The 13,230-nt window shown below is 43.1% G+C and carries 15 protein-coding genes; 8 read left to right on the top strand and 7 right to left on the bottom strand.

Annotation, left to right across the window (positions count from 1 at the left end; translation table 11 throughout):
• Position 1: 1 nt before the first annotated feature.
• The 4 genes from AC2D6U_RS07765 to AC2D6U_RS07780 form a co-directional block, all read right to left on the bottom strand.
• On the bottom strand, positions 2 to 202 hold the full coding sequence (locus AC2D6U_RS07765) for a PspC domain-containing protein (RefSeq protein ID WP_484720383.1): 201 nt from the start codon (positions 200 to 202) through the stop codon (positions 2 to 4).
• 25 nt (positions 203 to 227) lie between these two features.
• Positions 228 to 1,235, bottom strand: coding sequence for an endonuclease/exonuclease/phosphatase family protein (locus AC2D6U_RS07770; RefSeq protein ID WP_484720384.1), 1,008 nt, complete (start codon positions 1,233 to 1,235; stop codon positions 228 to 230).
• Positions 1,236 to 1,350: 115 nt separating this feature from the next.
• On the bottom strand, positions 1,351 to 3,765 hold the full coding sequence (locus tag AC2D6U_RS07775; protein WP_484720385.1) for an ABC transporter permease: 2,415 nt from the start codon (positions 3,763 to 3,765) through the stop codon (positions 1,351 to 1,353).
• Positions 3,766 to 3,852: 87 nt separating this feature from the next.
• Entirely contained in the window at positions 3,853 to 4,950 is a 1,098-nt protein-coding gene (locus AC2D6U_RS07780) for an alanine racemase (protein ID WP_484720386.1), read from the bottom strand.
• Positions 4,951 to 5,065: 115 nt separating this feature from the next.
• On the opposite strand from AC2D6U_RS07780, the gene AC2D6U_RS07785 reads away from it, so the two are divergent.
• The 5 genes from AC2D6U_RS07785 to AC2D6U_RS07805 are packed head-to-tail and all read left to right on the top strand — an operon-like array spanning position 5,066 to position 6,828.
• Positions 5,066 to 5,917: an SPFH domain-containing protein gene (locus tag AC2D6U_RS07785; protein ID WP_484720387.1), complete on the top strand. Its 852-nt coding sequence runs from the start codon at positions 5,066 to 5,068 to the stop codon at positions 5,915 to 5,917.
• Positions 5,918 to 5,927: 10 nt separating this feature from the next.
• On the top strand, positions 5,928 to 6,071 hold the full coding sequence (locus tag AC2D6U_RS07790) for a hypothetical protein (RefSeq protein ID WP_484720388.1): 144 nt from the start codon (positions 5,928 to 5,930) through the stop codon (positions 6,069 to 6,071).
• A 1-nt stretch (position 6,072) separates the two neighbouring features.
• Positions 6,073 to 6,234: a type II toxin-antitoxin system antitoxin gene (locus tag AC2D6U_RS07795; RefSeq protein ID WP_484720389.1), complete on the top strand. Its 162-nt coding sequence runs from the start codon at positions 6,073 to 6,075 to the stop codon at positions 6,232 to 6,234.
• 1 nt (position 6,235) lies between these two features.
• Complete coding sequence (locus AC2D6U_RS07800) at positions 6,236 to 6,448, top strand: zinc ribbon domain-containing protein (protein WP_484720390.1); 213 nt, start codon at positions 6,236 to 6,238, stop codon at positions 6,446 to 6,448.
• A 2-nt stretch (positions 6,449 to 6,450) separates the two neighbouring features.
• Positions 6,451 to 6,828 (top strand): SdpI family protein, encoded by a 378-nt coding sequence (locus tag AC2D6U_RS07805; protein WP_484720391.1) that lies wholly within the window; start codon positions 6,451 to 6,453, stop codon positions 6,826 to 6,828.
• 23 nt (positions 6,829 to 6,851) lie between these two features.
• Here the strand turns inward: AC2D6U_RS07805 and AC2D6U_RS07810 are convergent, their stop codons facing one another.
• Positions 6,852 to 7,097, bottom strand: a complete 246-nt coding sequence (locus tag AC2D6U_RS07810; protein ID WP_484720392.1) for a hypothetical protein — start codon at positions 7,095 to 7,097, stop codon at positions 6,852 to 6,854.
• A gap of 333 nt (positions 7,098 to 7,430) precedes the next feature.
• Between AC2D6U_RS07810 and leuS the strand changes: the two genes are divergently transcribed.
• Entirely contained in the window at positions 7,431 to 10,214 is a 2,784-nt protein-coding gene (gene leuS, locus AC2D6U_RS07815) for a leucine--tRNA ligase (RefSeq protein WP_484720393.1), read from the top strand.
• Positions 10,215 to 10,279: 65 nt separating this feature from the next.
• Here the strand turns inward: leuS and AC2D6U_RS07820 are convergent, their stop codons facing one another.
• Complete coding sequence (locus tag AC2D6U_RS07820; RefSeq protein WP_484720394.1) at positions 10,280 to 11,023, bottom strand: NIPSNAP family protein; 744 nt, start codon at positions 11,021 to 11,023, stop codon at positions 10,280 to 10,282.
• Positions 11,024 to 11,151: 128 nt separating this feature from the next.
• Here AC2D6U_RS07820 and AC2D6U_RS07825 point away from each other — a divergent pair, with 128 nt between their 5' ends.
• Positions 11,152 to 11,958: an FKBP-type peptidyl-prolyl cis-trans isomerase gene (locus AC2D6U_RS07825; RefSeq protein ID WP_484720395.1), complete on the top strand. Its 807-nt coding sequence runs from the start codon at positions 11,152 to 11,154 to the stop codon at positions 11,956 to 11,958.
• Between the two features lie 41 nt (positions 11,959 to 11,999).
• Here AC2D6U_RS07825 and AC2D6U_RS07830 read toward each other — a convergent pair whose 3' ends face one another.
• Positions 12,000 to 12,485 (bottom strand): hypothetical protein, encoded by a 486-nt coding sequence (locus AC2D6U_RS07830; protein WP_484720396.1) that lies wholly within the window; start codon positions 12,483 to 12,485, stop codon positions 12,000 to 12,002.
• 195 nt (positions 12,486 to 12,680) lie between these two features.
• On the opposite strand from AC2D6U_RS07830, the gene AC2D6U_RS07835 reads away from it, so the two are divergent.
• Entirely contained in the window at positions 12,681 to 13,226 is a 546-nt protein-coding gene (locus AC2D6U_RS07835) for a VOC family protein (RefSeq protein WP_484720397.1), read from the top strand.
• The last annotated feature ends 4 nt before the right edge of the window (positions 13,227 to 13,230 follow it).

Consider the following 13,230-nt stretch of genomic DNA (forward strand, 5'->3'; position numbering starts at 1 on the left):
TTCATCTTGAACGTTTTTCGGGCATGACAACCCAAAGGATGATATAAACCAAAATGCCCGGAAAGGCGGCACTAAAAAATGAAATCAATACATAAAGCACCCTTACCAACGTCAGGTCCCAGCCCAACCAATCGGAAAGACCGGCGCAAACACCCGCGATCATGCGTTGGTCGACAGACCTGTGAAGCCCTTCAGAATTCATAGCAATAATAATTTCAACCTTAAACTCAGTCTTTCAAACGATATTTACCAATCAAGGGGAAATGATCGGAAAACTCAACCTCATTCAATGTTTCAAATTGCAATAATTCTATCCCATCACCAAAAAATTGATTGTCAATACGCAAAAAAGGTATTTTCCCATTGTAAGTAACTCCAAAGCCATCCCCCCCTTCTTCAAAGGCATTGGTCAACCGATCGCGAAGTTTAAAGTAGTTGAAACTGTATGGCACATCATTAAAATCACCAGCTATTAACACTGGGTATGGCGATGCGTCTATGTGCTCAAGTAAGGCATCGATTTGTTCAGCTCGTGCTCTACTTCCTTTCAAAATACGGAATTTGACATCGTCGTATTCATTTCGAATGCCTTCGCCATCTTGCAGCTTCTCAGGATTGATCCCCATGGATTCCAAATGCAAACTATAGATGCGCAGCGTGTCATCTTTCAACTTAACGTCAGCAAAAAGCACATTATTCAGCTTTTCTTTCCCAAAAAGAAGACCGCTTTTCAAAATAGGGTATTTAGAAAAAAACGCCACGTTGAAACGCTCGGCATCGGTCGCATCAAAATATCCTCCCCGCCCTTTTATTCGATTTGAAATTCCTCTTTGCGCATAATACTCCTGAAAACACAAGAAATCAGCTTGTTGGTCAACGATCCAATCGATCACCTCATCATAGTTTTCTGCCTTTGCCTCAGTGAACCATTTCACATTATAGCTCAGCAAACTGAAGTCTGCTGCCTGCTCTGCCTTTTCTGAAGTGCCGAAAACAAAGGAAAGTGAATAAAATGGCCAAGCGACAAGGAGAGTGATGAGGTAGATGTACCAATACCTTCCATTCAAAATAATGGAAAAGCTGAACAAGAGCGCACTACATAAAATGATCACGGGAATGGCCAAAGAAATAATGGATGCGTACTGAAAAACTAAGGGAGACACCAACACGCTGCCATAAACGATCATGGCCAGTGTCAGCCACATAATCCCAAAATACTTTCCAAGGATGCGCATTTGTTTGTTGCTCTTGTATCAGTGAACAGTATAATTAGTAAAATCTTATCTGACAAACACAAAAAAATGCGACAGGTGCCGCATTTATTATTTGATTCCGGATGTTAACATCGCGCTACTCACTTCTTAGTGCGTTCACAGGATTGGCTATAGCCACTTTGATGGATTGATAACTCATGGTCAAAAGAGCAATAAAAAATGCACTCGTCCCCGCTAGCAAAAAGACGGAGACATTGATATCAGGACGGTAAGCAAAGTCTTGAAAATACCAGTTGACACCATACCAACCTGCCGCTGACGCCACGGCAAAAGAGATCAATACCAAAACAGATACTTCTTTGCACATGATGTACACCAATTGGCTCATTGACGCTCCCAAGACTTTACGAATGCCGACCTCCTTGGTCTTCTGCTGGGCAGTAAAGGCCGCTAAACCAAACAAACCCAAGCAAGCTATGATTATGGCCAAAACAGCAAAGACGCTAAAAATATCACCCAGTCTTGACTCTGCCTGATACATGTTGATAAAACGGTCATCTAAAAATGTATATTCAAACGGTTGACCAGGAGCAAAAGCTTCCCATTGTGTTCTGGCTTGCTCAATTACAGTCTGGTAGTCCTTAGCATTGAGCTTGAGTGATAAAAATCCTCCTCCGGTCCCCAAACGCATCACAACGGGGCCGATTTCCTCTCTCAGCGATTCAAAATGGAAATCTTCTAAAATACCAATGACCTTAAAAGGAATTAGTCCCGAACCATCGTCATTGAAATCCCCGATCACTGCATTTTCCAGATCAGTGATCCCAAAAAGCTTTGCCGCTTTCTCGTTGATCACTATGGCCGATGAATCGGTTTGCAGGTCCTTTGAAAAGAACCTCCCTTCTTTCAATTTAAGACCGAAAACATCAGCATAATTGACATCCACACGCCAGTTTTGGCTCACAACCCCACGTTCTTGGTCGATCACGGCGTCTGGAAATAATACGGTGGATGATCGACTACTTGAGGTAGGTAAAAACCATGAAACCGAAGTCTCCTCCACTTGAGGTATTCCATCCATTTGATCCTCGTAGGCCTGAGCGGTCTCATCCAATAAATACATATTGTGAATGATCAAAACCTGGTCTTTTTCAAAGCCAAGCTTTTTGCTTTGGATATATTGCATCTGATTGATGATGCTAAACGTTCCGATGATCAAAAGTATCGAAACGAAAAATTGAAAGGAGACGAGTACTTTTCTTAATCCTCCACTTTTCATCCCCATACTTAGGTTTCCTTTCAACACCTTGACGGGAGAAAAAGCGGAAAGGAAAAACGCTGGATAGATTCCTGCCAGTACGCCTACAACTACTGTCCCGACCAATACGATAGGTACACTACCCACCAGATCCAGTTCCATCTGCTTGTCTGCCAATTGGTTGAATAGTGGGATGGAAATATAGGCAAGACCCAAACCTAGCAATCCGCCAATCATGGTGATGACCACAGATTCAGAAATAAACTGGCCGATCAACTGTCCTTTCAACGAACCCATCACCTTTCGCAAACCGACTTCCTTCGCTCTATTGGCAGATCTCGCCGTAGATAAATTCATGAAATTGATACAGGCAATGACCAAAATGAATCCGGCTATGGCTGAAAAAATATAGACATAGGTAATATCACCCTCGGGCTCAAAACCACCGAAACCATTGGAATACAAATGTATCTCACTCAAGGGTTGCAAAAAGTACTCGAATGAGTTCCCCGCTGCTTTGAACTCATCATAGCCCATATCGAGGTATTGCTTGAGTTCTGCTCCCATTTTGTCAATCGCCAGCTCATTCATGAGCTGCTCTACATCATCGACATTGGCATTTGAGTTTAAGGTGACATAGGTCTCGTAATTCTGGTTAAGCCATGCAGGACTGTTGTATTCTTCCTCTCTAGTGATAAACGAAAGGATCATATCAAAATGAAAATGGGTGTTTTGAGGAATATCTTCATATACCCCAGCGACCATATAATCCGCAGAATTATCCATTTTCAAGATCTTCTCTAATGGATCTTCGTCACCAAAATACTTTTTCGCCATGCTTTGGCTAATCACCATCTGATTTTTTCGCAAAAGGGCTTCTTCAGGATTCCCTTTGATCATATTGATTTGGAAGATGTCGAAGAAGGTCTCATCTGCAAAAACAACATCCCGCTCGGTAAAAACCATGTCCTTATAGTTCACAATCCAAGAACCTGATCTTCTAAAACGTAAGCGTTCTTCTACTTGAGGAATTTGATCTCTAAAGGTCGCACCTGCAGGTGACGGGTTTTGAGCTCCCTTAAATTCTCGCCCATTGAAGCTTCCTTCAATTACTACACGGTAAATGTTTTCTTGATTATTAAAATGCTTGTCATAACTCAACTCATTGATGACGTAGGTCATGATGAGCAAACAGCAAGCAGTACCAATGGCTAAACCAGCAATATTAAGAAATGAAAAAAACTTGTCTTTGAAGAGACTGCGAACCGCAATTTTGAGGTAATTTTTGAACATGACGTTGTTGTTGAGTTTTTGACCTTTGAAATGCCGACCAACATTTCAACACAAAGACGCCCACTGCAACTCATAAGTTGCATCACCTCAACAAGTTTTTTCCAAATGCTCAAATAGTTGACCGTCCAAGGTGTGATACGACTTCATCAAATTGGCCGTCAAACAAGAATGTATGGGCAGAATACCAACAACATCACCGACTCGTAGGGTTTCATAAGTGACGGCATCAACTTCCAACACACCGTGCTCCTGAGAAATGGATACTAGTTTGGCCTCAGGAATGATCTGTGACCAACCTTGCTCTTCGAGGATCACCATCTCACCATAAAACTTCTGCTGGTTGCCATCCACTAAATGATCCTTAGAAAAATGGACTGCCCCACCATGAATGATCACTCGGTTATTCCCGTTTTTTGCTACAATGGGACAAGCCAGCGCCACGGCAATTTGGCTCTCTGAGCACACATTCAGGTAATTCATGACCAGGTCATAAAAAATAAAATTGCCCGGACCAATCTCATCTACCCCATTCATTTCTTCAACAACAGTACAACCAGGGGTATCCCCAATTCGGATCTTGAACTCTCGTTCAGTGGCCAAATGGCTCTTGACAAAATTCATCCGCTTGATCACCAGAGCCCAAATCTGCCGAATCTCTTCAATGCTATGCGCACTGTAGGTATTACCCGGGTGACAATACAGGCCATAAAAGGATAACAATGGGCTAGCCTCAATGGCTTCCACCATGGTCTGAATTCGTTCCATATCATTTGTGGGCACGCCACTTCTACCATAACCAGCATCCAATTCAACCATGACGTGGACCGTATTCGTTAACTCCTCCGACAACTGATCGATCGTTCCTAACTCCGTCAACAATAGGGTAATTTGACAACCATCCTTCGTCAAACGATTCACCTCATCCACTTCCAAAATGTTAAACGGAAAAGCAATGGTGATGTCATTCCAGCCATTGGCTGCAAAATAAGACGCCATCTTCACTGACGACACAGTGATCTTGCTCACACCTTTTTGCCTTACCAATTCACCGATCTCTTTCGACTGATGTGTTTTGAAATGTGGGATCAAATCGACTCCTGTGCGACTGGCTTTTTTGATCATGAAATCGAGATTCGCTTCCGCCTTCGCTAAATCAAGTAAGAGAGTGGGTCTTTTGATGTGCATGAACGAAGATACACAAGCGTCTTCAATTTTTTTTGAGCAAGGTGTAACCTCAGGAAATTTTCACCGTTATTGAATTTATATTGATACTATTTTGATATCATATTAAATTAACGCTATGAACAACGAAAAACCATTTAAGCCTTTATCAGGATTCGGCATTTTAACAGTTGCCTTACTGATTTTCATTGCTGCTATTGTCGGTATTGTTCTATTTAGAACCCCATTAGCTGCATTATTATTTCTTGTCTTCTTTTTCATGCTTCCTGGCTTTTTCATCATTCAACCAAATACCTCTAGGGTGTTGGTCTTTTTTGGTGATTACAGAGGCACCGTTAAATCGAACGGATTTTTCTGGGTAAACCCATTCTTTTCTAAGAAGAAGGTCTCTTTGAGAGCTCATAATTTTGACAGTGAACGTGTGAAGGTGAACGATAAATTAGGTAATCCGATCATGATCAGTGTCATCTTGGTTTGGCAAGTAGAAAATACTTACAAGGCCGCTTTCGAAGTCAATGACTACGGGCACTTTGTCCGCGTGCAAAGTGATGCGGCCGTTAGAAAGCTCGCCGGTTCATTTGCCTATGACAATTTCGAAGATGACGGTGAGATCACCTTGCGCTCAGGAATGGAAGAGGTAAATCACGACCTGGAGGAAGAACTATCTGAACGACTGTCTATTGCGGGTATTAAAGTGATCGAGGCTCGTATTGGCTACTTGGCCTATGCCGAAGAGATTGCCAGTGCCATGCTACAAAGACAACAGGCCACTGCGATCGTCGCTGCACGCTATAAAATTGTTGAAGGTGCAGTCGGGATGGTAGAATCTGCCTTAGAAGAATTGAATAAAAAGCAGATTGTTGACTTGGACGAAGACAAAAAAGCGGCTATGGTCAGCAACCTCATGGTGGTACTTTGTTCTGATAAATCTGCTTCACCCGTGGTAAATACCGGTACGTTAAACCATTAATAAAGAAACAATGGAGTACAAGATCATACAAAAAGGACCCTTTGAAAAGGTCGATAAATTTGAGAGAAGACTGAATGAATTGTCGATGTCAGGTTGGCGAGTCATTACCTCCCTCGGTGACTTCTATTTGGTCTTAGGAAAACAAAAACTTTGATATGCCAAAGAAGAAACCCTTTGTGCTAAGAATAGATCCCGAACTCTTGGCAGCCGTTGAAAAATGGGCTGCTGATGAGTTCAGGAGTACAAATGGCCAAATGGAATGGCTCATCAACAAAGCACTAAAAGAAGCTAAAAGAACCCCTAAAACGAAAGAATAACATGCAACATCAAAATTACAAATGCCCGAAATGCCATCATCGAAGTTTTGAAACCGATACCATAGCCACCACCGGTGGGGGCTGGTCGAAAATATTTGACTTACAAAACAGAAAGTTTCATGTGATCTCCTGTTCGAATTGTGGATACTCTGAAATGTACAAAGGAGGTCGTTCACGATCGATCACACAGATCTTAGACTTTTTCACAACCTAGCGATGGAAGAACAAGGCGCATTGATTTTTGCTCATTTGATGATGGGCGTATCTACGCTTTTGCCAGCGTTGATCATGAAGAATTTAGACCTTGATGACCCCAATATGTGGATCGGTTATCGCACACCTTGGTCGATGAAATCTGTCCATACCTGGCGCTATGCCAATACCAAAAGCGCAGATTATTTGCTTTGGGCGGCTTTGAGTGTCATTGCGATTCAAGCGACTACCTTCTTTTTACTGGAACCTGAGATCAGCTTGATGATCGCAGCGGGGACTTTAGTGGTTGCCATCGCAGCGGCCATGATCAAAACCGAAGTAGGTTTAAGACAAAACTTCGATAAGGAGGGAAATCCAAAGATTGATCTCGATCGCTTCTGAGTTCGTCCTGCTTCTGTGGCGAATCAACCACCGATCAATAACACTTTCTGGTTCTCCGTAATGGCATCCACCATTTTGGTATAACTGATGCGTTCTCCGTTTTTTCTCGAGACGTAGAAATACTCTAAGCCATCAAGTTCTACCACACACTCGCCCAATTCATAGCGCAGTGATTTGACCACCGCGCCCTCTACGATCGGGGTGCCGTTCAAATCCAACAATTTAGGAGGCTGTTTTTCTTTAGGTTTCTTATTGAAAAGGCCGAACATATCGAAGTATTAGATCGCTAATATAGTGGTCATTTTGTTTTTGTTATCATTCTGAAGGAGCCTAACCCAAAATCACAATACAATGTCCGACTATTGAACCTCTGTACATCAATTCAGGGGAAAGACTGCTTAGTGAGCTGCTTTGCCGAACCAACTTCGGGCGGAAACGATCACAGGGACGTTCTAATCAGGAGATTCTTCGCTACTCCCGATGATATCGGGATCAGCTCTGAATGACATTAGAGAGATGGTTTTAATTCCTCAAAACCATTTTCTATGGAGCGAAAAACACTAATTTTGCTGCCTTATTGAAACTGAACAGGTTAAGCGGTAATGGCGGACTACAATCACAAAGAAATTGAGCCTAAATGGCAGGCCTTTTGGAAGCAAAACGAGACATTCAAAGCATCGATCGATAAGAACAGACCGAAGTTCTACTCGCTCGACATGTTCCCCTACCCTTCCGGTGCCGGGCTTCATGTGGGGCATCCGCTAGGTTATATTGCCTCAGATATTGTCTCTCGTCATAAGCGAAACAAAGGGTTCAATGTGCTGCATCCCATGGGTTTTGATGCCTTTGGTTTGCCTGCCGAGCAATATGCTATTCAAACCGGCCAGCACCCCGCCATCACTACAAAGCAAAATATTGAGCGCTACAAAGAGCAGCTCGAAAATATTGGCTTTGCCTTCGATTGGGACAAAGAAGTCCAAACCTGTGATCCGAGCTATTACAAGTGGACACAATGGATCTTTATGCAGATCTTCAACAGCTGGTACGACCACAAGGCAGAAAAAGCCAGGCCAATCGCTGAACTGATCTCTCTTTTTGAAAAAGAAGGAAATACAAACGTCCACGCCGCTTGCGATGATGATACCCCGGAATTCTCTGCTCAGGATTGGAAGAACTGGTCTGAGCAAGAACAACAGCAAATGTTGTTGAAGTATCGCCTCACTTACCTCTCTGAAACTGCCGTCAACTGGTGTCCTGAGCTCGGAACAGTGTTGTCTAATGATGAGGTAAAAGACGGCTTCTCAGAGCGTGGTGGCTTCCCAGTCATTCGTAAAAACATGCAGCAATGGAGCATGCGCATCACTGCTTATGCGGAACGCCTGCTTCAAGACTTAGAAGCCATCGATTGGCCGGAACCACTCAAGGAAATGCAGCGCAACTGGATCGGTAAATCGAAAGGAGCGGAAGTTCGATTCAAAGCAGAGCATTCTGATGTCGAGATCGAAGTATTCACCACTCGTATCGATACCATCTTCGGTGTTACCTTCTTGTCATTGGCTCCAGAAAGTGAATTGACCGCCCAGCTCACCACTCCGGAACAAAAGGAAGCCGTCGATGCCTATGTGGCTCAAGCGGCTACACGCTCTGAACGCGATCGTATGGCCGATGTGAAGACCATCTCGGGTGTGTTTACGGGTAGCTACGCCATTAACCCCTTCAATGGAGAAAAAGTACCGATCTGGGTAGCTGACTATGTTTTAGCCGGCTACGGCACTGGAGCCGTAATGGCCGTTCCATGTGGAGACCAAAGAGATTATGATTTCGCCAAGCATTTTGACCTTCCCATCGTTCCCGTGATCAAGGATGCAGACATCAGTGAAAAAGCGGACGCGAGAAAGGACGGCACCATGATCAATTCAGGCTTTTTAAACGGACTTAGCTGTCTTGAAGCCATCGATAAAGCCATCGCTTTTGCGGAAGAAAAAGGAGTGGGTAGAGGCAAGATCAACTACCGTCTTCGCGACGCCATCTTTGCTCGTCAGCGGTACTGGGGTGAACCTGTTCCGGTTTACTTCAAAGATGATGTTCCCTATTTGGTGGACGAAAAAGACCTGCCCATTATTTTACCCGATGTAGACAAATACTTACCCACTGAAGATGGTGATCCACCACTTGGTCGTGCCGAAAACTTCATGTATAAGCCGGCAGGAGAAAGCACAGCGTATCCACTGGAGTTGAGTACCATGCCCGGTTGGGCAGGTTCGAGCTGGTACTGGTACCGCTACATGGATGCCCACAATGAAAACGCCTTCGTCGATAAAGAGCCACAAGCCTATTGGCAGAATGTGGACCTGTACATAGGTGGTTCTGAACATGCTACAGGGCACCTCCTCTACTCACGTTTCTGGAACAAGATCTTATTCGACCTAGGTCATGTGAACCAGGAAGAGCCATTCAAAAAACTGATCAACCAAGGGATGATCCAAGGGAGATCGAATTTTGTGTACCGTATTAAAGGGCAGAATAAATTTGCCTCCAAAGGCTTGGCGCAAAACTATGATACTGTGGCAATGCATGTAGATGTGAGCCTTTGCCGCAATGATGAATTGGATATTGAGGCGTTTAAAAAATGGCGTCCTGATTTGGCAGATGCTGAATTCATTCTCGAGGATGGCAAATACATTTGCGGCTGGGAGGTAGAAAAAATGTCCAAGTCGAAATACAATGTGGTCAACCCCGATGACATCATCGAGCGTTACGGTGCGGACACCCTTCGTCTCTACGAAATGTTCCTTGGTCCTTTGGAGCAATTTAAGCCATGGAATACGAATGGCATTGATGGGGTGCGCAAATTCTTGGGTAAACTTTGGAGACTCTTCCACAATGCACAAGGCGAGTTTGAGGTATCAGATGCTGAACCAACAAAGGATGAACTGAAGTCACTTCACAAGACCATCAAAAAAGCGGAAGAGGATATCGAAAGATACTCTTTCAATACTTCGGTTTCCACCTTTATGATTTGTGTCAACGAGCTATCTGCATTGAAGTGCAACAACAGACAAATTCTTGAGCAGTTGTTAGTAGTGATTTCTCCTTATGCCCCTCACATCACGGAAGAGCTCTGGTCGATGCTTGGGCATGAAGGCAGCATCGTCGATGCACCATATCCTGAATTCAATGAGGAATACCTCAAAGAAGATGATAAAGAATACCCAGTGATGATCAATGGCAAGATGCGAGCCAAGATCACCGTTTCAGCTGACTTGGATAAACAAGCTATTGAAGAAGCGGCATTGGCCAATGAAAACGTTCAGAAATGGCTTGAAGGCAAAGCACCGAAGAAGGTGATCGTGGTGCCGAATAAGATCGTGAATTTGGTGGTGTAAAAGCTATAGGCAGTAAGCTATTAGCTATTAGGTAAGAATTCTTTAGGGTCCTTTTTTGCTGTTGACTAAAGCTGTGAATAGCTCAATGGCTTCAGGTAGACCCTTAAGATATTATTCATATTGCCTTTGAACTCATCCATTGCCGTGATCTTTTTCCACACTGGATGCTGTATAAACTTTGCCCATCCAGCAGCGTTGGCTTCTTTAGACTCTGTGGCTAACATATAGGTCAAGCAGGGCATGGCACCTCCTGCCAGGTTTACACCAAAGAACACCATGTTAAGACCAGCATCATCGAAAATCGGAAACTCATATTCGTCGAACATTTTGAGCTTGCTACGAAGGGCTGCCTCATTATGACTCGTATAAATTCTCAATTCAAAAAAGCCATCGGCATTTTCAGGGTCTTTCAATGCTGGAAAGCCATAAGATGATTGAATGAGACTTGTTTCAACCCGGTCAAATGGAAGCTCATCCACACCAGCATTTAGATAGTCAGAAGAAGCGGCTTGATACTGGTCATCTGCTTCAAGTCTTGTTCGGGCTGCTTGAAAGTCCGAGATCGAGCTATAGGGAATCAATACATAGACCTTCGTAGGCAATGAGGCGCCATCCTCCTGAAATACTCCGATCTTTTCACTACCCAATCTATTCATTGCAGGGATAAACGCCTCAGACAAATAATTATGTAATAGGTCTGCAGATTTGAAGAAGTTGAGTTCATAGGTTCTCAGTTCATATACCTCTTGTTGCGCAGCGCTTGCCAACCAAAAGCAACTCAAAAAAATAATGATTGCTGATTTTCTCATATTTTCCGTATCAAAGTGTCCAATCTAAGTAAAAACATTATTCAAACCGTATAGAACATTAATGAAGCCCGCACATATTCTTCATTATCCCTAAAGATTCATACCTTGGCTGCCTTTAATAAATTATGATGAAAAAGATTTTACTCACCGCAGTTTTTGCGGCAATGACACTCGGCATTATTTCATGCGATTCGGATAAAATGATGCAAACCGAATCAGGCCTTCAATACAAGTACAATAAAAAAGGCGAAGGCAGAAAAGTGGAAAAAGGCTCTTTTGTGAAGACAAAATTGAGTTTAATGATTGAAGATTCAGTTGTATGGACTTCATACTCCGCTCCAGATTCTCTCTTCTCTTTTGTGGTAGGCTATTCTGGAGTCATTCAAGGCTTTGAAGAAATGGCCTTATTGATGCGTGAAGGTGATGACGTCTACGTAGCCATTCCTGATTCGTTGGCTTATGGTGACCAAGGAGCAGGAGATGTAATTCCACCGAATGCGACAGTTGTTTATGACCGCTACGAAATGGTCAGTGTGTCTGAACCAAAATTGATCTTATCCGATTCTCTTATCGGTGCATATCAAAAAGGTGGTGACGAAGGGATGTTTGCTTTCTTTGATCAACTGAATGAAACTGGAGAGATCAACAAGTACCACACGGAATTGCAACTGATGGAGCCTTTGTTGAGTCAGATTTTTCAAAGCCAGCAGATGGCTACACTCGAAGGACTCATCGAACGATTCGATACAGAAATATGGGTAGGTGACCAAAACATGCTAAGCTATTACAGCATTGTGGCCGTTCAAGCACAAGGCAGAAGCGAAGAAGCCATCGCGATGGCAAAAGACCTCTTGGCGAACAACCCAGAAGAAGAATGGGTGCAAAACCTTATTGGTCAGCTTGAAGCACAGAAAGCACAAGCAGAGCAACAGTAAACATGATTCGAAAAATTTACAAAGCCCCGGTTGGGGCTTTTTTATTTCTCAAAGATATGTCTGTTGCGCATAAAGTACTCTTGCTCACCTTCATATAGCACCCATTTTTCAACTTGGATCCTCTCCGGAGTTACATTCACCGTTTTCCGAAAACTTGCTGGTCGATTATTGTCTTTGCCTTTACTTGTCAAAATGAGTGACCAATGTGCCGTATCTATCAATTCAGAAGACTCCAAGGACCATTTCCCATTATGATAGATTTTATCACCTTTGACTCGAAAACTATCTTTTCTTTTCTCTGTTCTTCCGTTACCCTCATTGTAGAAATACTCGAAAGAGAGCTTCCCTTTATGTAACTCTGCAACCATTCTAACAGGAAGATTAACGAGCGTCTCGTCATCTCCATAATTTAGATATGTGAGTGTGCCTTGCCACTCTCCCTCGAAGACTTTTAAATAGTCAGCATCGATATTTTCACCTTTGGGCATCAGTGTGATGAATAATACTGTGATGATTAGCTTTTTCATAAGTTTTGATGTTTGATAACCCTAGGGCCAATTCAATGCCAAAACGATAATAGACTGTACTACTGATACTTACGGAAAACACCGCAATCCTTTACTGTTCCTATGTGAAACAGTCAATCACAAAATGAAACACTTCATTGCTGTTCGAACAATTGCGATATTCTATTTAAATTGATTAGTCAAAATAAGTTCATCATGAAATCAATGACCTGTAATCAGCTAGGAGGCGCTTGTGAAGAAGTATTCTCCGCTCAGACTTTTCAAGAGATCGCTCAGTTGAGCCAAGTACATGGCCAAGAGCTGTTACAAAAAGGAGACGCCGCCCATATGCGAGCCATGCAAAGTATGCGGGAGAAGATTGCAGACCCAAAGGTCATGCATAACCCGATTCATTGGTTAGAAATAGCCGTTACCGATCTAGAAAGAGCTACGCAGTTTTATGAAGATGTCTTCCATCTTCAAATGGAATATATCGAGATGCCAGACAGTAAAATGTTTATGTTTGGAGATCCTGAAGGAACCGGCTCAAGTGGTGCACTTGTTCAAGCTCAAGACAAGCAACCCTCTGAAGATGGCACTATGGTATACTTTTCATGTGAAGATCTTACCAACGAACTTCAATCTATTGAAGAAGCCGGTGGCCAAATAGTCGTACCTAAAACAGACATAGGTGAATTTGGATTCTTCGCTCAATTTATCGACACAGAGGGTAACAAAATTGGATTGCACTCTCAACAATAAACCA

It is taken from the genome of Roseivirga sp. YIW32 (assembly GCF_057219245.1).